The 17,228-nt window shown below is 67.5% G+C and carries 19 protein-coding genes; 9 read left to right on the forward strand and 10 right to left on the reverse strand.

Going from position 1 to position 17,228, the window contains the following annotated elements; all coding sequences use genetic code 11:
• The first annotated feature begins 47 nt into the window (after nucleotides 1-47).
• From AC07OC_RS08155 to AC07OC_RS08185, 7 genes are all read left to right on the forward strand, one after another.
• Nucleotides 48-308, forward strand: a complete 261-nt coding sequence (locus AC07OC_RS08155; RefSeq protein ID WP_218294366.1) for a type II toxin-antitoxin system Phd/YefM family antitoxin — start codon at nucleotides 48-50, stop codon at nucleotides 306-308.
• Complete coding sequence (locus AC07OC_RS08160) at nucleotides 305-739, forward strand: type II toxin-antitoxin system VapC family toxin (RefSeq protein WP_494600789.1); 435 nt, start codon at nucleotides 305-307, stop codon at nucleotides 737-739. Before AC07OC_RS08155 ends, AC07OC_RS08160 begins: the two co-directional genes overlap by 4 nt.
• Nucleotides 740-782: 43 nt before the next feature.
• Nucleotides 783-2,402: a glutamine-hydrolyzing GMP synthase gene (gene guaA / locus AC07OC_RS08165; RefSeq protein ID WP_494600791.1), complete on the forward strand. Its 1,620-nt coding sequence runs from the start codon at nucleotides 783-785 to the stop codon at nucleotides 2,400-2,402.
• Nucleotides 2,403-2,559: 157 nt separating this feature from the next.
• A complete protein-coding gene (locus tag AC07OC_RS08170; protein WP_218338819.1) occupies nucleotides 2,560-3,003 on the forward strand; it encodes a helix-turn-helix domain-containing protein in 444 nt (147 codons plus the stop codon).
• Nucleotides 3,004-3,137: 134 nt separating this feature from the next.
• The gene (locus AC07OC_RS08175; protein ID WP_218297573.1) at nucleotides 3,138-3,509 is read left to right on the forward strand and encodes a hypothetical protein; all 372 of its coding nucleotides are present in this window, start codon (nucleotides 3,138-3,140) and stop codon (nucleotides 3,507-3,509) included.
• A gap of 143 nt (nucleotides 3,510-3,652) precedes the next feature.
• Nucleotides 3,653-3,880 (forward strand): hypothetical protein, encoded by a 228-nt coding sequence (locus AC07OC_RS08180; RefSeq protein WP_494600793.1) that lies wholly within the window; start codon nucleotides 3,653-3,655, stop codon nucleotides 3,878-3,880.
• 13 nt (nucleotides 3,881-3,893) lie between these two features.
• A complete protein-coding gene (locus AC07OC_RS08185) occupies nucleotides 3,894-4,658 on the forward strand; it encodes an SDR family oxidoreductase (protein WP_218338817.1) in 765 nt (254 codons plus the stop codon).
• A 116-nt stretch (nucleotides 4,659-4,774) separates the two neighbouring features.
• On the opposite strand, the gene AC07OC_RS08190 is transcribed toward AC07OC_RS08185, so the two are convergent.
• Together AC07OC_RS08190 and AC07OC_RS08195 are read right to left on the reverse strand one after the other, a co-directional pair.
• Nucleotides 4,775-5,464 (reverse strand): hydrolase, encoded by a 690-nt coding sequence (locus AC07OC_RS08190; RefSeq protein WP_218338816.1) that lies wholly within the window; start codon nucleotides 5,462-5,464, stop codon nucleotides 4,775-4,777.
• Between the two features lie 140 nt (nucleotides 5,465-5,604).
• Nucleotides 5,605-6,471, reverse strand: coding sequence for a pirin family protein (locus tag AC07OC_RS08195; RefSeq protein WP_218338815.1), 867 nt, complete (start codon nucleotides 6,469-6,471; stop codon nucleotides 5,605-5,607).
• 130 nt (nucleotides 6,472-6,601) lie between these two features.
• On the opposite strand from AC07OC_RS08195, the gene AC07OC_RS08200 reads away from it, so the two are divergent.
• Nucleotides 6,602-7,504, forward strand: coding sequence for a LysR family transcriptional regulator (locus AC07OC_RS08200; protein ID WP_218338814.1), 903 nt, complete (start codon nucleotides 6,602-6,604; stop codon nucleotides 7,502-7,504).
• Nucleotides 7,505-7,678: 174 nt separating this feature from the next.
• Here AC07OC_RS08200 and AC07OC_RS08205 read toward each other — a convergent pair whose 3' ends face one another.
• The 7 genes from AC07OC_RS08205 to AC07OC_RS08235 form a co-directional block, all read right to left on the reverse strand.
• Nucleotides 7,679-8,593, reverse strand: coding sequence for a metal ABC transporter solute-binding protein, Zn/Mn family (locus AC07OC_RS08205; protein WP_218338813.1), 915 nt, complete (start codon nucleotides 8,591-8,593; stop codon nucleotides 7,679-7,681).
• A gap of 1 nt (nucleotide 8,594) precedes the next feature.
• A complete protein-coding gene (locus AC07OC_RS08210; RefSeq protein WP_218338812.1) occupies nucleotides 8,595-9,467 on the reverse strand; it encodes a metal ABC transporter permease in 873 nt (290 codons plus the stop codon).
• Nucleotides 9,464-10,210: a zinc ABC transporter ATP-binding protein AztA gene (aztA, locus tag AC07OC_RS08215; protein WP_494600797.1), complete on the reverse strand. Its 747-nt coding sequence runs from the start codon at nucleotides 10,208-10,210 to the stop codon at nucleotides 9,464-9,466. The genes AC07OC_RS08210 and aztA overlap by 4 nt, the downstream gene beginning before the upstream one ends.
• A gap of 103 nt (nucleotides 10,211-10,313) precedes the next feature.
• Complete coding sequence (locus AC07OC_RS08220; protein WP_218297566.1) at nucleotides 10,314-10,490, reverse strand: hypothetical protein; 177 nt, start codon at nucleotides 10,488-10,490, stop codon at nucleotides 10,314-10,316.
• 157 nt (nucleotides 10,491-10,647) lie between these two features.
• On the reverse strand, nucleotides 10,648-10,821 hold the full coding sequence (locus AC07OC_RS08225; protein WP_218338810.1) for a hypothetical protein: 174 nt from the start codon (nucleotides 10,819-10,821) through the stop codon (nucleotides 10,648-10,650).
• A gap of 119 nt (nucleotides 10,822-10,940) precedes the next feature.
• Nucleotides 10,941-11,219 (reverse strand): hypothetical protein, encoded by a 279-nt coding sequence (locus tag AC07OC_RS08230; RefSeq protein ID WP_218338809.1) that lies wholly within the window; start codon nucleotides 11,217-11,219, stop codon nucleotides 10,941-10,943.
• A 501-nt stretch (nucleotides 11,220-11,720) separates the two neighbouring features.
• Nucleotides 11,721-12,608, reverse strand: a complete 888-nt coding sequence (locus AC07OC_RS08235; RefSeq protein WP_218338808.1) for a hypothetical protein — start codon at nucleotides 12,606-12,608, stop codon at nucleotides 11,721-11,723.
• Nucleotides 12,609-12,843: 235 nt separating this feature from the next.
• Here AC07OC_RS08235 and AC07OC_RS08240 point away from each other — a divergent pair, with 235 nt between their 5' ends.
• Nucleotides 12,844-13,287: a hypothetical protein gene (locus AC07OC_RS08240; RefSeq protein WP_494600800.1), complete on the forward strand. Its 444-nt coding sequence runs from the start codon at nucleotides 12,844-12,846 to the stop codon at nucleotides 13,285-13,287.
• Between the two features lie 75 nt (nucleotides 13,288-13,362).
• Here AC07OC_RS08240 and putA read toward each other — a convergent pair whose 3' ends face one another.
• Complete coding sequence (gene putA, locus AC07OC_RS08245) at nucleotides 13,363-17,127, reverse strand: trifunctional transcriptional regulator/proline dehydrogenase/L-glutamate gamma-semialdehyde dehydrogenase (RefSeq protein ID WP_494600803.1); 3,765 nt, start codon at nucleotides 17,125-17,127, stop codon at nucleotides 13,363-13,365.
• Between the last annotated feature and the right edge of the window lie 101 nt (nucleotides 17,128-17,228).

Genomic DNA, 17,228 nt, shown 5'->3' on the forward strand with positions numbered 1-17,228 from the left:
AATTCACCATTCAGGCCAGACTTTTTCTTTTTGGGGTCCGCGCATCCATGCAGTCCGTCGGCATCTACGAAGCCAAAAGCAGGTTCTCCGCCCTGATCGAGCTGGTCGAGCAGGGCGAGGAAGTGCGCATCACCCGCCACGGCAAAGAGGTCGTGCGCCTGCTGCCCGTGCGCCGCCGCCCCGTCATCACCGACGAGCAGATCGCTCGCGAGCTGGGCCAGATGGATGCTTTGCACGCCAGCATCCGGCCCGCAGGCGAAGTGGCCACTCCCGACACCTTGCGCCGCAAGGGCAGGGCTGCGGCATGACTGCCTTCGTCCTCGGCGCCTCCGTCACCGCCGCCTGGCTGCTGCCCGATGCGGCCAGCGAGCACACGCGCCGCCTCTACACCCTGATCCGCCGCGACGAAGTCGAGCCCCAGGCCCCCAACCTTTGGCAGTGGGAGTGCAGCAACCTCATCTCCAGCGGCGTTCACAGCGGCCGCATCCCGCCCGCATCGGTCGAAGGCCTGTGGGGCGTGCTCGAAGCCATCCGCCACCGTGTGGAGCTGCACGAACTGGCCCCCGCCCAGCACAAGGCCGTGCTAGACGTTGCGCTCGACACCGGCCTGCCCACGCTCGACGCCGCCTACCTGTGGCTGGCCCGCTCCCTGCGCCTGCCCCTGGCCACCTTCGATGCGGCGCAGGCAGCCGCCGCCCAGCGCAGCGGAGTACCACTTCTCGACCTCTCCAGCCTTTGATCAGGCGCCCCGTTTCTTGTCATCCCCTCGACCACCCACCGCCATGCAACACCAGAAAATCCTCATCCTCGATTTCGGCTCGCAAGTCACCCAGCTCATCGCGCGCCGCGTGCGCGAAGCCAACGTGTACTGCGAAGTGCACCCCTGCGATGTGACGGACGAGTGGGTGCGTGACTACGCGAAGGACGGCTCGCTCAAGGGCATCATCCTCTCCGGCAGCCACGCCAGCGTGACCGAGGACACCACCGACCGCGCTCCCCAGGCCGTGTTCGAGTTGGGTCTGCCCGTGCTGGGCATCTGCTACGGCATGCAAACGATGGCGCAGCAACTCGGTGGCAAGGTCGAAACCGGCCACAAGCGCGAGTTCGGCTTTGCCGCCGTGCGCGCCCGCGGCCACACCGCGCTGCTCAAGGACATCGCCGACTTCACCACCCCCGAAGGCCACGGCATGCTCAACGTCTGGATGAGCCACGGCGACAAGGTCACCGAGCTGCCCCCGGGCTTCAAGCTCATGGCCAGCACCGACAGCTGCCCCATCGCCGGCATGGCCGACGAAGAGCGCCGCTACTACGCCGTGCAGTTCCACCCCGAAGTCACGCACACCGTGCAGGGCAGGGCGCTGCTGGAGCGCTTCGTGCTCGGCATCTGCGGCACCAACCCCGACTGGGTCATGCGCGACCACATCGCCGAGGCCGTGGAGCAGATCCGCCAGCAGGTGGGTGATGAAGAAGTCATCCTGGGCCTCTCCGGCGGTGTGGATTCGTCCGTGGCCGCGGCTCTCATCCACCGCGCTATCGGCGACCAGCTCACTTGCGTGTTCGTCGACCATGGCCTGCTGCGCCTGAACGAAGGCGACATGGTCATGGACATGTTCGTCGGCAAGCTGCACGCCAAGGTCATCCGCGTGGACGCGAGCGACCTGTTCCTCGGCAGGCTGGCGGGCGTGAGCGAACCCGAAGCCAAGCGCAAGATCATCGGCGGCCTGTTCGTCGACGTGTTCAAGGCCGAAGCCGCGAAACTGAAGGCTGGCGATGGAGGCCACAAAGGCGCCACCTTCCTGGCCCAGGGCACCATCTACCCCGACGTCATCGAATCCGGCGGCGCCAAGAGCAAGAAGGCCGTCACCATCAAGAGCCACCACAACGTGGGCGGCCTGCCCGAGCAGCTGGGCCTGAAGCTTTTGGAGCCCCTGCGCGATTTGTTCAAGGACGAAGTGCGCGAACTGGGCGTGGCCCTGGGCCTGCCGCCCGAAATGGTCTACCGCCACCCCTTCCCCGGCCCCGGCCTGGGCGTGCGCATTTTGGGCGAGGTGAAAAAAGAGTACGCCGACCTGCTGCGCCGCGCCGACGCTATCTTCATAGAAGAGCTGCGCAACTTCACCGACGAAGCCACCGGCAAGACCTGGTACGACCTCACCAGCCAAGCCTTCACCGTCTTCCTGCCAGTGAAGAGCGTGGGCGTGATGGGCGATGGCCGCACTTATGACTACGTGGTCGCCCTGCGCGCCGTGCAGACGAGCGACTTCATGACAGCTGACTGGGCCGAGCTGCCGTACGCCCTGCTCAAGAAGGTGTCGGGGCGGATCATCAACGAGGTGCGCGGCATCAATCGCGTGACCTACGACGTATCGAGCAAGCCGCCGGCGACGATCGAGTGGGAGTGAACTGGCGTCCTTCGGACCATCGCCAGTTCTTCTGGGAGGTGTTCTGGTGTGCGGTCCGTCCGCACCCAGGATTGCTGCCGCATGCGCAGACAGGGGTCCACCGGAGTGCATAGCCTCTTCCCATCACCGGGAGGGGCTTTCACGTACGATCCCCGCCATGAGTACTTTTTCCAGTGCCTTTCACGCCGAGGTGATCCGCATGCCCCGCAAGGAGCTTAGACCCGAACTACAGGGCATGCGCAAGGCAGTCACCAGCCACCGGTCCGAGATCGCGGCGCTCAAGCGCGAGGTCAAAGCGCTGGCGTCTCAGCTCAAGGCCACCCGGCGGCATGCCCCCAAAGCGGCCGAGCCGGAGGCTGCGTCTGCAGAGCGTGCATCCGCGAAGCCGCACGGCGAATTCCAGCCCGATGTGCTCCGCCAGATGCGCACGGCGCTGGGCATCACGCAGGTGCAATTGGCCACCTTGCTGGGCGTCTCTTCGCTGTCGGTCTACAAATGGGAGACGCGCGGCGTCACCCCGCGTGCGGCGCAACTGGCCCGGATTGACGAGGTGCGCAAGATGGGCCCGCGCAAGGCGCTGGCTGCGCTCGCACTGGATTGAAGGCGTTCTGCGCCGTCTGGACGCGAACGGTCAAAACCCATCATCCGCAGGCGCCCGGGAAGAGGTTGAAAGCCTGGGCTTGCGTCGCTCTCTGGCTGCTGATCGGGAGGTTTTTCGCGCGGTGCCGCCGGGGAATGCCCAATGACCCTCCCGCCAACTGCCTGCGCGGCGCACCGGCCGGGCCGTCCGCATCTATCATCGGCACACTGCATGCCCCCTTTTTTTCGCAGAAGCTGTACCGGCACCCGGCCAACGGGCTGGCCGGTGCGTCCCTGAAGTCGATGTACAAATTCCTCTCCATGCAGCCCCAAAAGCAAACCTCCACCAACCGCTGCAGCTTTTGCGGCGCAACCAGCTACCGGCGCGTCGTCGCGCGGGATGCTGCCGGAGCAATGCGCTACGCGGAGAGGTTGGTGTGCACTGGCTGCACCCGCGAGTTCCCCAGCGTGAAGGTCTGGCGCGAAGGCCTTCCCGAAGGCTCCACGGCCCCTGCGCCTGCCCCGTGAGGGGGCGCTTCCGTCTCCCAGCTCTTTGACGAGCAGCAGCAGTGCCGAACACCTTGGCGCGTGATGAGACCTGCGGCGTCCCTCGGCATCCCACCCAAACGTTGTGCAACCGGAGCGGACCCTCGACGACGATCTGTTGAACATTGTGGAAGGTGCCACCTGTCGCCCATGTTGATGTGGCGAAGAAGGCGTTGACGGCAACCCTGCGGGAGCACGCACGGCAAAAAATCCCGAGGGCGGTGCCGCAACTGCGTGAGAAGAGCCGCCAGCCAAGCCAGCGCAAGGAGATCCCGTTTCGACCCGACATCCTCGGCGCGGTGCCGCTAGACTTTCTGCATGGCGCGCTTGCCCGCCAGTCTTCCCGAAATTGAATGGACACCAAGAATGAACGCTGAAAAAGTTGCCGTGGTCACGGGCGCCGGTTCCGGTATTGGCAAGGCTGTTGCACTCGCCCTGGCGGGCAACGGCTATCGCGTCGTGCTGGCAGGGCGCCGCGCCGCACTCCTGGCAGAAGTGGCTGCGCAGGCCCAGGCAAGCTTTGGCGCGGGAGCCCGCATGCTGTGCGTGCCCACCGATGTGTGCGACCCCGCCGCCGTGGAAAGCCTCTTTGGACAGGCCGTCGCCCGCTTCGGGCGCGTGGACTTGCTGTTCAACAATGCGGGACGTGGCAATCCACCCGGCTCCTTCTTGGACTGGACACCGCAGCAGTGGCGCGACGTGGTGGATGTGAACCTGAACGGCATGTTTTATTGCCTGCAGCAGGCCTTTCGGACCATGCGCGATCAGAGCCCGCAGGGCGGGCGCATCATCAACAATGGCTCGATTTCTGCACACGCGCCCCGGCCCAACTCGGCCGCCTACACCGCGACAAAACATGCCGTGATGGGTCTGACGAAAACTGCGGCACTTGACGGGCGCGCATACAACGTCGCGGTAGGCCAGATCGACATTGGCAATGCCATGACGGACTTGGCGTCGCGCATGGCCAAGGGCGTGCCGCAGGCCAATGGGGAAATCGCCATCGAACCCTTGATGGATGCCGACATCGTGGCGCAGTCGGTGCTGTACATGGCCAGCCTGCCTCTGGAGGCGAACGTGCTGTTTCACACGGTGATGGCCACCAGGATGCCGTTTGTCGGGCGAGGGTGAGATCCATTCATGGCGATGCCTGCGGGCGTGCAATGCATGGCTCTGGCGGCGGCAACCATTGCTACACCTGCTGCTGAAGTGGAGCGTTCACCCCCACGGCGTGTTCCGCCCCTGATTCAGGAACGCTGCGAATCCAGTGGCTCGTGGCTCTTTGCCACTTCCTGCGCCATGGCATGGCTTTCGATCAGCAGCTGGTAGGGCGGGAACACGGCGCTGTAGGCCTCGGCCCATTGCAGCGCATCCTCGCGGTTCCAGGTCTTTTGCACCTCAGAACACACGGCGGCCGTGTCCATCGGCACCACGCCGGCCTGCACGATGCGCGCCAGCGTGATCTCCTGGGCCATCTTCGAGTAGGTGCCCGAGGCATCGATGACGGCGAACACCTGGTAGCCCTCATGCACCGCCGCGATGCTCGGAAAGGCCATGCACACGCTGGTGATGGTGCCGGCGATGATGAGCTGCCTGCGCCCCGTGGCCTTCACGGCGGCGACGAACTCGGGGTTGTCCCAGGCGTTGATCTCGCCCTTGCGCGCCACATACTGCGCGTGCGGTGCGTATTTGTGGATCTCGGGGATCAGCGGGCCGTTCGGACCCTGTGGCACCGAGGCTGTGGTGATGACCGGCATCTTGGCCAGCGTTGCCACCTTGGCCAGCGTCGTCGCGTTGCTGCGTACCTCGGTGAAGGGCATGTCCTTGATGGTCTGGAACAGGCCGCTCTGGTGGTCGATCAGGAGCATCGCCGCGTTGTCAGGGTCGATGATCGGTCGTGCGCCGCTGAAGTTGGCGATGGTGTTGGGGGTGTTCATGGTCATCTCCTGGAGTTTGCAAATTGCCCGGGACGGGCGGATGGGACGCAGCCGTGCCCCTCCGGCCAGCAAGTCCGGAAAGCCAACACCGCGCCGAAGGGAAAAGAGGGGAGGCCTTCCTTCTGGAAAGCCTCGTGTGCTCAGGCCGTCATCAGGCCGAAGCGGCCGCTGCTGAAGTCGGCCATGGCCTGGCGGATCTCGGCCTCGCTGTTCATCACGAAGGGGCCGTAGCCCACCACAGGCTCGTCGATCGGTTCGCCCGACAGCCACAGCACGGTCGCATCGCTGTGGGCCTCGATCTCCACGCCGCTGCCGGCGCGCTCGAGGTGCACCAACTGGCCTTCGCGTGCGACCGCACTGCCGTTGACCAGCACCGTGCCGTGCAGCACGACCAGCGCCAGCGTATGGCCGTCCTTCGCGTCGAAGCGGCCCACGCTGCCCTGGCCGATACGGATGTCCCACACGTCCATCGCCGTGAAGGTGCGCGCCGGGCCGCGATGTCCGTCGAACTCGCCGGCAATCACCCGCACCCGGCCCGCGCCCTCGGGCAGGTCCACGGTTGGAATCTGCGCATCCACCAGGGTCTGGTAGCCCGGCGCGGCCATCTTGTCCTTCGCGGGCAGGTTGACCCAGAGCTGCACCATCTCGATGGTGCCCCCGCGTTCGGTGAAGGCGCGCGAGTGGAATTCCTCGTGCAGGATGCCGCCGCCGGCGGTCATCCACTGCACGTCACCAGGGCCGATCAGGCCGCCCGCACCGGTGGAGTCCTTGTGCTCCAGTTCACCCTGGTAGACGATGGTCACGGTCTCGAAGCCTCGGTGCGGATGCTGGCCGACGCCGCGAGGGCGCACGGCTGGCCCGAAGGGCGTCGGCGCCGCGTGATCGAGCAGCAGGAACGGGCTCAGGTGCTGGCCCAGGCCGTCATAGCCAAACAGCGAGCGGACAGGGAAACCATCGCCCACCCAGTGTGGACGGGGAGCGCTGTAGACACCGAGAACTTTCTTCATTTGCATCTCCTTGCGTCGCCAGACAAAGGTCTTGGCCGATGGATAGAGAATATGGTTTGAACGATGATCCCGGTAGTTGGCAATATTTGCCGTCAGAGTTCTATTTAGGGAACGATAAGGCCTGTCCCTGATGAAAGACCTGAACGATCTTTACTACTACGTGCAGGTGGTGGACCACGGCGGCTTCGCGCCGGCCGGTCGCGCGCTGGGCATGCCCAAGTCCAAGCTGAGCCGGCGCATCGCGCTGCTGGAAGAGCGCCTGGGGACGCGCCTGATCCAGCGGTCCACCCGGCGTTTTGCCGTCACCGAGACCGGCCAGACCTACTATGGCCATTGCAAGGCGATGCTGGTGGAGGCCGAGGCCGCCGACGAAGCCATTGCGCTGGCGCATGCCGAACCACGGGGCATCGTGCGCATGACCTGCCCGGTGGCGCTGCTCGATGCGCGCATCGCCGACATGGTGGCGGCTTTCATGGTGGCGCATCCGCGCGTGGAGATCCATCTGGAGGAAACCAATCGGCGCGTGGACGTGGTGGGCGAGGGGATCGACGTGGCCATCCGCGTGCGTCCACCGCCGATCGAGGACAGCGACCTGGTGATGCGCGTGCTTGCGGAGCGCGGGCAATGCCTGGTGGCATGTCCGCGCCTGCTGTCCAATCGCATACCAAAAACACCCGCCGACCTGGCAGGCCTGCCGAGCATGGACCTGGGCCTGCCGCAGCACGAGCATGTGTGGAACCTTGTCGGCCCCGAGGATGCCCGGGCGGCCATTCGCCACCGGCCGCGCCTGATCACACGCGGGATGCTGGCGCTGCGGGCCGCCGCCATCGCAGGCGTGGGCGTGGTGCAGCTGCCCTCCATGATGGTGCGCGAGCAGATCGAGCACGGCCTGCTGGTCCATGTAATCCCCGGCTGGGCGCCGCGCCGCGAGATCATCCACGCGGTGTTCGCCTCGCGGCGCGGGCTGCTGCCGGCGGTGCGGGCGCTGGTGGATTTCCTGGCGGACCGGTTTCAGGCGCTGGACGAGGACTGAGCTGCCAGGGGCAGTGCTGGAAGGGCAAGCTGCTGCATTGCCGCGCAGCCGGTCACCGTTAACGGGAAGAAGAACTCATGCACCGCGCGTTAGCGGTACGCCCATGGGCAACGCCGGAACAGACGGAGTCTGGTGCGCGCCCCGAGGCCGCGGGGTGGGCTGCCAATCCGTCGGTCACCGCGTCCCCGCCAGACCGGAAGCCAGCGCCTTGGCGTTGTGCGCGAAGAGCTTGAGGTAGGTGTCGGCCTCGGTGCCGGGCACCGAGAGCGCGTCCGAGTACAGCCTGCCGCCCAGCACCGCGCCGCCTTCCTTGGCGATGCGCTCCACCAGGCGCGGATCGGTGATGTTCTCGACAAACACCGCGCGCACGTCCTGCCGGCGGATCTGGTCGATCAGCTTCGCCACATCGGCGGCCGAAGCCTCGCCGTCGGTGCTCACGCCTTGCGGCGACAGGAAGTCGACGCCATAGGCCGCACCGAAGTAGCCGAAGGCATCGTGCGAGGTGATCACCCGGCGCTTGGGGCGCGGCACGGCCGCGAGCTGCGCACGCACCTCGCGGTCGAGCGCCCGGATCTGCTCGGTGTAGCGCGCCGCGCGCTGGATGAAGACGCCTGCTTGCGCAGGCCGCGCGCTGCTGAGCGCGTCGCGCACGTTCGCGGCGTAGCGCTCAGCATTTGCGAGGTCCTGCCAGGCGTGCGGGTCGCTGCCGTGGCCCGGCTGGCCCCCATGGCCGTGCCCGTCCTTGCGCAGCTTCACGCCCTGGCTCGCTATCACCACTTTGCCGCGATAGCCCGAGGCCCGCACCAGGCGGTCGATCCAGCCTTCGAACCCCAGGCCGTTGACCACGACCAGGTCGGCGCGGGCCAGGTGGCGGGCGTCCGCCGGGCTGGGCTGGAACACGTGCGCATCGGCATCGGGGCCGACCAGGGCGACGACGTCGACGGCATCGCCGCCCACCTCGCGAATGATGTCCGCCAGGATGGAAAAGCTGGCCACGACCCGCAGAGGCCGTTCGGACTGAGCCAACGCGGGAGAGGCAGCCAGTGCCAGCAGCAGCGCCGCGACGGAAGATCGACGGGAGAGGGTCATGTCAGGCCTTGCGGTGTGGACGGCGCCGGTGGCGCCAGAGAAGGCCGTCGCGGGGGCCCGCGGCGACGGAGAGCAGATAGGCGATGCCCGCGACCAGCACGATGGCCGGGCCCGACGGCCACTGTGCGTGGTACGACAGCAGCAGGCCGATGAAGCCCGAGAGCGCCGCGATGACGGCCGCCACCAGCGCCAGGCTCCAGACTTCCGCCGCCCAGAAGCGCGCCGCCGTGGCGGGCAGCATCATCAGGCCGACGGCCATCAGGGTGCCCAGGGCCTGGAAGCCCGCCACGAGGTTCGCCACGGTCAGCACCAGGAAGACGGCGTGCACCAGCGTGCCGCGGCCGCCGACATTGCGAAGAAATCCGGGGTCCAGGCACTCCACCACCAGCGGCCGATAGATCACGGCCAGGACGGCCAGCGTCACGCTGGCGACGCTGGCGATGAGCAGCAGCGCCGCATCGTCCACGGCCAGGATGGTGCCGAACAGCAGGTGCATCAGGTCAACGCTGCTGCCGTGCGTCGAGACCATCAGCACGCCCAGCGCGAGCGCGATGAGGTAGAAGGCCGCGAAACTCGCGTCCTCGCGCTGCGACGTGGTCCGCGTCACGAAGCCCGCTGCGAGCGCGACCGCGAGCGCCGCGAAGAAACCGCCCAGGCTCATGGCCGGCAGCGAGAAGCCGGCGATCAGAAACCCCAGCGCGGCCCCCGGCAGCAGCGCGTGGCCCATGGCATCGCCCACCAGGCTCATGCGTCGCAGCACCAGCAGCGTGCCCATCGGCGCGCTGCCGAGGCTCAGGGCCAGCGTCGCGACCAGCGCGCGGCGCATGAAGCCGTACTCGGAGAACGGCTGGAGGAGCAGCGATGCCAGCGTCACGCGGCTTCCTCGCACAACGCCGCATCGTCGTCCCAGGCCTCGGCCATCTGCCGGGCGCGGAACAGGTGCTCGGCGTGCAGCACCTCTGCGGTCGGTCCCCAGGCCACGCAGTGCCGCGCCATCAACAGCGTTCGGTCGAAATGCCGGCGCACCTGTTCCAGATCGTGCAGCACCGCGATGACGGTGCGCGACTCGGCGTGCCAGCGGGCCACCACGGCGAGCAGGTCGGCGGTGGTGCGCGCATCGATAGCGTTGAAGGGCTCATCGAGCAGGATCACTGGCGCATCCTGCAGCAGCACGCGCGCGAACAGCACGCGCTGGAATTGGCCCGCGGACAGCTCGGCGATCCCGCGGCGTTCGAAGCCGGCCAGGCCGACCGCATCGAGCGCGTGGTGCACGGCGTCGCGCTGCGGCGCGTCGAGTCCGCGCAGACTTCCGACGCGCGACCAGTGGCCCAGCGCGACCAGATCGAACACGCGGATCGGAAAGCTGCGGTCGATCTCGGCCTGCTGCGGCAGCCAGGCGATGCGGCCGGCGGCGCGCTGCACCTCCCCTTCGACCGGCGAGACGCGGCCCATGATGGCCGCCAGCAAGGTGGTCTTGCCCGCGCCGTTGGGCCCGACGATGGCGGTGAGCGAACCCGGTGCGAAGTCACCCGACACGTGGTGCACGGCCGGGTGGCCGCGGTAAGCCACGGTCAGGTTGCGCAGGCGGATCGCCGCGTGCTGGGGGAGGGCTGCCATCAGGAGATCGCCCAGGCCACGGCGAGCCACAGCAGCGCGATCAGCGCCAGCGCACCCACGCCCCGTTTCCAGGCGCCGGCCATCAGCAGGCTTGCGACACCCCTCATGCGCCCGCCGCTTCGGCCGCGCAGTCGGCGCAGCGCCCCTGCAAAACCATACCGTGGCGCTGCGCGGCCAGGCCTTGCGTCACCATGCCGCCCATGGAGATCCGGCAGGCACGAATCGGGTGCGTGCGCTCCCAGGCCTTGCGATGAAAGTAGGGATGGTGGCGGTGTTCCATGGGTTTATATTATTGCAAATGAATTATCAATTGCAATAAGAGGGTCTGGAACGCTGGACACGGGGTGCTCGCCTGGGCGGGCGGGGCGTACTGGAATCACGGGCCGATCCAGGCCACGCAGGCGTTGTGTTGCGTGCTGCCGATGGAGGCGCCCGCGCTACTGGCCGGGAATCTCCGGCTCGGGATACGCGGGTTTCACCTCGCCGGGCTTCTCCGGCACCGAGGCGGGGACGGGGCGGCTTTCCGGCTCGGACTCGCTCGGCACAGGATTCGGCCTCTCCGGAGTTTCGGGCTCGTGCGTCTGGGGTTTTGCGGGGATGGGATTGATCATGGCAGCCCCTTGGGTACGTTGAAAAATCATCCAGTGGGTCGCTTGGGCTGGCGCGCGGCAGTGCGGCAAAGCGGCTGCACACCGGGTGGCCAGGGCAGAAGCTTCCTCGCAGCGGGATTTCACTGCCCGCCGGTCTTGCCTCCAGGATTTTGGGGGCCCGCGCCGCGGTGGGACTTCGTCCAATCGTAGGGCGAACCATCTGGCAGCCGCCGATCTGCCACCGTATTCACACCGGCATGCCCCACGCTCTCCGCCAGTTCGCTCGAGATGCACACATGGCGCTTTCCTTCCTTGCGTTTGATCTCGCACAGAGCCAGCGCGGCCTGGAGTTTTCCGGAGTCAAAAATCTCGATCCCAGGCACCCCGGGCTGTTCTTGCCAGTAGACGACGATACTCATGGCGACTCGGTTTCCTATTTCTGTCCGGTGGTGCTCAGGCTATCTTCCCATGCGGGCCCGGGTGTTGCCATGGGTTCCCGGTGCGATGTAGGAGAAAGGCGTAGCGAAGGCGCCAAGCCGCGGGTCAGAACCGCATGCGGACCGCGCCTGCGTCACGCTCCTTCACCCACCCCGCCAGAGAAACTGAACGCGTGTTGCGGCCATCAGGGCAGGCCCGCGACGAGGCCTGCGGTTTTCGCGGGGCCGCCGCTCAAGGGCATTGCGGGCTGTAGCCCGATCGCAAGGACGCTGCCCAACACGCCGGAGAATCTCGCCCGATGGCGCATGCCCACGCAGAAGATCAGGCCCGCCAGCGCCTTGCCGGAATTGGGCGTCGCCCTGCAGGATGCGCGGGACATCGAGGCATGCTGTCAATGCAGCGCTGAAAGAAGCGTCCGTGGTGCCCGCATGCGGGAAATGTCGCCGCGTGGCTCAATGTTGGTGGAAGGTGTCCGTGGGTTTCTATGCCTGGACTTCACCGGTGAGCGGATCGTAGGCCCGCCCGTCGGTATCGATAATGTTCCCCGTCACCGTATCGTACTTGCCCAGACGATAGGTGCCGGCGCCCTTGCCATCCAGGCCGATGTAGTCGGATCGGGCAAGAACCACGCGATTGTTCTGGGAAACAACCCCGTCCTTGGTCCATTTGTTGTCCATGAGCCATTCGGATACTTGGACGCCCTCTGGAGCGTCAATCTTTCCGTCCATGCGCATCTTGACGAGCGTTGGATCCATATTGAAGCCCTCTGCCGCAAGCAGTTGGGCGGGGTTCTTCTTGTAGAAAGTGGCCGTCTCCTTGGTCATCGTCGACAGGTCGCTTTTCACCAGTGTGGAACCGTCCGTGGGGAACTTGGACAACTTGCCGCTGCGGATGGCTTCGTAGTCAGCGGCAAACTCGGGATGGTTCTTGAAGAACATGTAGCGGCTGACGGTGCGCTCATCTCCCGCAGAAAGTGATAGAGAAAGAACCTTGACATAGTCTGGTGGCTCATAGTCTGCTGCGAAGGTGTCGCCCAGGCCGTCTTCCCACTCGCGGAATTCCTCCAGGTTGCTGAAGGGGGCCTTGGCCGAGGCCTGTGTGGTGGCCCCGGAGTCCTTGTTGTACAGGGCGGCGGTTGATTGATAGGCCTGGGTCTCCGACACGGTGGTGGGTGTCGCCGCCGTACCCGCCGTCTTGCCCTGGGAGCCTTCCGCGGACAGTTCTTCCAGCGTGGTCTTCAACTCTTTCAGGAAGGTGAGGGGATCGGCGTCCGCATGCTTTTGGGCTGTGCGTTCGGCCGCCTTGACCGCCAGGGTGCTGGAGACGCCCAGGGACGTCAGCATGTTGGTGGCTTGTGAAATATCGAACATCTTGCGACTCCTTCGGTGGGGCGGGCGATCCATGGCGTGGCACGGGGCCGGCGAGGGTTCTTTGGGCCTTGCTCCGATGGTCTCCCAGTTCGTCCTTGGCAATCCTCCGGTAAGAGGCGTAAAAACTGTACTTTTTGGCCAGTGGGCTGCGGTGGGCGAGTCCGTACCGGTGCCACCCTTGTCTGCAAGGAGCGGCATGCCGTGGGGACGCCACCTTTTTTCAGGAGCCAACGGGATGTCTGACGGCCTGCGGTGGCTGCCGGGGATGGAGAACCTGCCCTTGTCTCCAGCCGCGCGGCGCCATGACCACCACCTCTTTTTCGCCGTGCTGGCGGATGGCGCCGTGGCCGCCCGCGCTGTCCGGCTGTGCGACCAGGAGACGGCCGCCCGCCAGGTGGAGGAGGGCCACAGGGTGCGCACCGAGCGGTTGCATGTGACGCTGGCCTCGCTCGGATGGGATGCCGATTTCAGCCCGCGCAAGGTCTGGTGGGCGTGTGCGGCCGCCGCGCAAGTTTGCGCACCGGCGTTTTCGCTGCGGCTGGACCGCTGCCTGAGCTACCAGGTGCTGGGGCGATGGGGCCTGGGCCAGCCGGCCTTTTTTCAGGCGGATCAGGGCCGGCAGCCCGCGCCGGCCGGCGAAGATCCGCCGCCGCGGGGCGGTTCAAATCAAATGCTATAAAAAAAAGTAGCTGACAGCGCTTGAAGGATAAGCCGTGGGGGCAGTTTTTATTCAGATCCTGCGGGCACGGCCACCTCAGCCAATCGTCATCAGGCTCGCGTTGCCGCCCGCGGCAGCGGTGTTCACGCTCAGTGCGCGCTCGATCAGCAGGCGCTCCAGCGGCACGTCGGTGGCGCCCGGGGGCAATGCGGTCACGCCCACGATGGGGCCGGGACGGCGGGCCAGCGCCTCGCACACTGCGTGCAGCGAAGCCGCATCGCCATGGTGCAGCACGGCGGACAGTTCGATGCGGCCGTCGTCCAGCACCTGATCCGCCACCGCGATGCTGGCCTGGACGGCCGGGGCAAGCTGTACAAGCAAGCCCGCCCGGGTGGAAGGCCACAGGGCCTTGCCGCCCGAGGCCAGCACGGCCGCGGTCTGCGTGAGCAGGTCGCCTTCGGCCTGGGCCAGGCACAGCACGCGGGGCCGGGGGGCCAGGGTGTAGACGTTGCGCTCACCCGTGGGGCCGGGCAGGGTGCGCGCCGTGCCGCTCTGGGTGGCGGAGGCGAACGCACGGCAGGTGTCCTCCAGCGCGGGGCGGCCCTGCGTGTGTGCCCACTGCTCCAGTGCGTGCAGGGGCGCCAGCCAGGGTTCGCGCGCTGCCACGTCGGGTGGCGCCGTGCGGTCCGCCGCGGCGAAGGTGCGTGCCAGCGCATCGGCCGGGCGCCGCGACAGCAGGCGCAGCAGGTACAGCGGCCCGCCCGCCTTCGGGCCCGTGCCCGACAGGCCCTCGCCACCAAACGGCTGCACGCCCACCACGGCGCCCACCATGTTGCGGTTCACGTAGACGTTGCCCGCATGGGCGCGGCTCACCACGCGGGCGATGGTTTCGTCGATGCGGGTGTGCACGCCCTGCGTGAGGCCGTAGCCGGTGGCGTTGATCTGGTCGAGCAACTGGTCCAGGTCGTTGCGGGCATAGCGCACCAGGTGCAGCACGGGCCCAAAGACCTCGCGCTGCAGTTCCTGGATGCCGTGGAGTTCAATCAGCGTGGGCGGCACGAAGGTGCCCTGGGCCGTTTCATCGGCGCTGCAGCGGCACTGCTGGAACACGCGATGGCCCCTGGCCTTGAGCGCATCGATGTGCGCGGTGATGCCTGCCTGGGCCTCGGCGTCGATGACCGGGCCCACGTCGACCTGCAGCGCGCCCGGGTTGCCCATGCGCAGTTCACCCATGGCGCCCTTGAGCATTTCCACCACGCGGTCGGCGGCGTCCTCCTGCACGCACAGCACGCGCAGGGCCGAGCAGCGCTGGCCGGCGCTGTCGAACGCGGAGGAGACCGCGTCGGCCACCACCTGCTCCACCAGCGCCGACGAGTCCACGATCATCGCGTTCTGCCCGCCCGTCTCGGCGATCAGGGGGATGGGGCGGCCGGCGGCATCCAGGCGGCCTGCGATGGCGCGTTGCAGGATGCGCGCCACGTCGGTCGAACCGGTGAACATGACGCCCATCACACGCGGGTCGCCGATCAGCCGGGCGCCCACGGTCTCGCCCTGGCCGGGCAGCAGCTGCACCACGCCGCGCGGCACACCCGCCTGCCACAGAACGCGCACGGCCTCGGCGGCGATCAGCGGGGTCTGTTCGGCCGGCTTGGCCAGCACGGGGTTGCCGGCGGCCAGGGCTGCGGCCACCTGGCCCATGAAGATGGCGAGCGGGAAGTTCCAGGGGCTGATGCAGGCCACGGGGCCCAGCGGAAGGTGGGTGGTGTTGTCGAAGGTGGATTCGACCTGCGCGGCGTAGTAGCGCAGGAAGTCCACCGCCTCGCGCACCTCGGCGACCGCGTTGCTGCAGCTCTTGCCTGCTTCGCGCATCAGCAGACCCAGCAGGGGCTGCATGCGGTCCTCCAGCAGGCCCGCGGCACGGTCGAGCGTGGCGGCGCGCTCGGCCGGGGGCGTCGCGGCCCACAAGGGGGCCGCCCGCAGGGCGTGTTGCAGGGCCGCATCCACGTCGGCGGCCGTGGCCTCCTGCACCTGGCCCACCACGTCGCGGTGGTCCGCGGGGTTGCGCACGGGCATCGGCGCGCCCGGCGCGGCGTCGGCGCCGAGCAAGGGGCCGGCGGTCCAGCCCTGGCTGGCGGTGGCCTGCAGGATCGCGTCCAGTTGCGCGAGGGTGTTCTCGTTCGACAGGTCGAGCCCGCGCGAGTTGGCGCGGTGCGGGCCGTACAGGCCGCGTGGCGTGGCGATGCGCGGGTGGGGCAGGCCTGCGCCGCCTTCTGCGGCGGCCTGCTGGTCCACCACCTCGACGGGGCTCTTCACCAGGTCCTCCAGCGCGATGGTCTCGTCGGCGATGCGGTTCACGAACGAGGTGTTGGCGCCGTTTTCCAGCAGTCGGCGCACCAGGTACGCCAGCAGGGTCTCGTGCGTGCCGACGGGGGCGTAGATGCGGCAGGGCCGACCCAGCTTGCCGGCGGTGACGGCGCCCACCACCTGCTCGTACAGGGGCTCGCCCATGCCGTGCAGGCACTGGAATTCGTACTGGCCGGCATAGTAGTTGTGGCCCGCCAGGTGGTAGATGGTGGCGAGTGTTTCCGCGTTGTGCGTGGCGAACTGCGGGTAGATGGCCTCGGGCGCGGCCAGCAATTTCCTTGCGCAGGCGATGTACGAGATGTCGGTGTGCACCTTGCGGGTGTACACGGGGTAGTCGTCCAGCCCGTCGACCTGGGCGCGCTTGATCTCGCTGTCCCAGTAGGCACCCTTGACCAGGCGCACCATCAGTCGGCGCTGCGTGCGGCGCGCCAGGTCCACCACGTAGTCGATGACGAAGGGGCAGCGCTTCTGGTAGGCCTGGATCACGAAGCCGATGCCGTTCCAGCCGGCCAGCGAAGGCTCGTGGCACAGGCGTTCGAGCAGGTCCAGCGACAGCTCCAGCCGGTCGGCCTCCTCGGCATCGATGTTGATGCCGATGTCATAGCTGCGCGCGAGCTCGGTCAGGCGCAGCACCAGCGGGTACAGCTCGTCCATCACACGGGCGAACTGCGCGCGGCTGTAGCGCGGGTGCAGGGCCGACAGCTTGATCGAGATGCCGGGGCCTTCATAGATGCCGCGCCCGGCGGATGCCTTGCCGATGGCGTGGATGGCCTGCTCGTACGACGCGTAGTAGCGCTGGGCGTCCTCGCTGGTCAGCGCGGCCTCGCCCAGCATGTCGTAGGAATAGCGGAAGCCCTCGCCTTCCATCTGGCGGGCGTTGGCCAGGGCTTCGCCAATGGTCTCGCCGGTCACGAACTGCTCGCCCATCATGCGCATGGCCATGTCCACGCCCTTGCGGATGAGCGGCTCTCCGCCCTTGCTGATCAGGCGGCCGAGCGATGCGCCCAGGCTGCCTTCGCTGTGCGTGGCCACCAGCTTGCCCGTGATGAGCAGGCCCCAGGTGGCCGCATTCACAAACAGCGAAGGGCTCTTGCCCAGGTGGGGTTCCCACTGGCCGTTGCTGATCTTGTCGCGGATCAATGCATCGCGCGTGGCCTTGTCGGGGATGCGCAGGAGCGCCTCGGCCAGGCACATCAGCGCCACGCCTTCTTGCGACGACAGCGCGAACTCCTGCAGCAATCCCTGCACGATGCCCGCGCGGCCCCCGGCGCTCTTGCGGCTGCGCAGGGCGCCCGCAATGCGCAGCGCCAGCTGCCCGGCCGCTTGCGCCATCGCCTGCGGCAAACGGGCCTGCGCCAGCAGCGGGGCCAGGGCCTCGGGCTCGGGGCGCCGGTAGGCCGCGGTGATGGCGGCGCGCAACGGGCTGGCCAGGGGCGAGCGCGGGGCAAAGCCGGCGGGGCTGGTGGAAGAGGGCAGGGCGCCGGTGGGCTGCGTCATGGCGTGTCTTTCGGTGGGTATCAAGGGTATTGGTGGTTGGGCCCCCAGGGCCTGCCGGGGGCGGCTGGATGCGATGATCCTTGGTCTGTGGATGAATAAAT

The organism is Acidovorax sp. GW821-FHT10E04 (assembly GCF_059415185.1).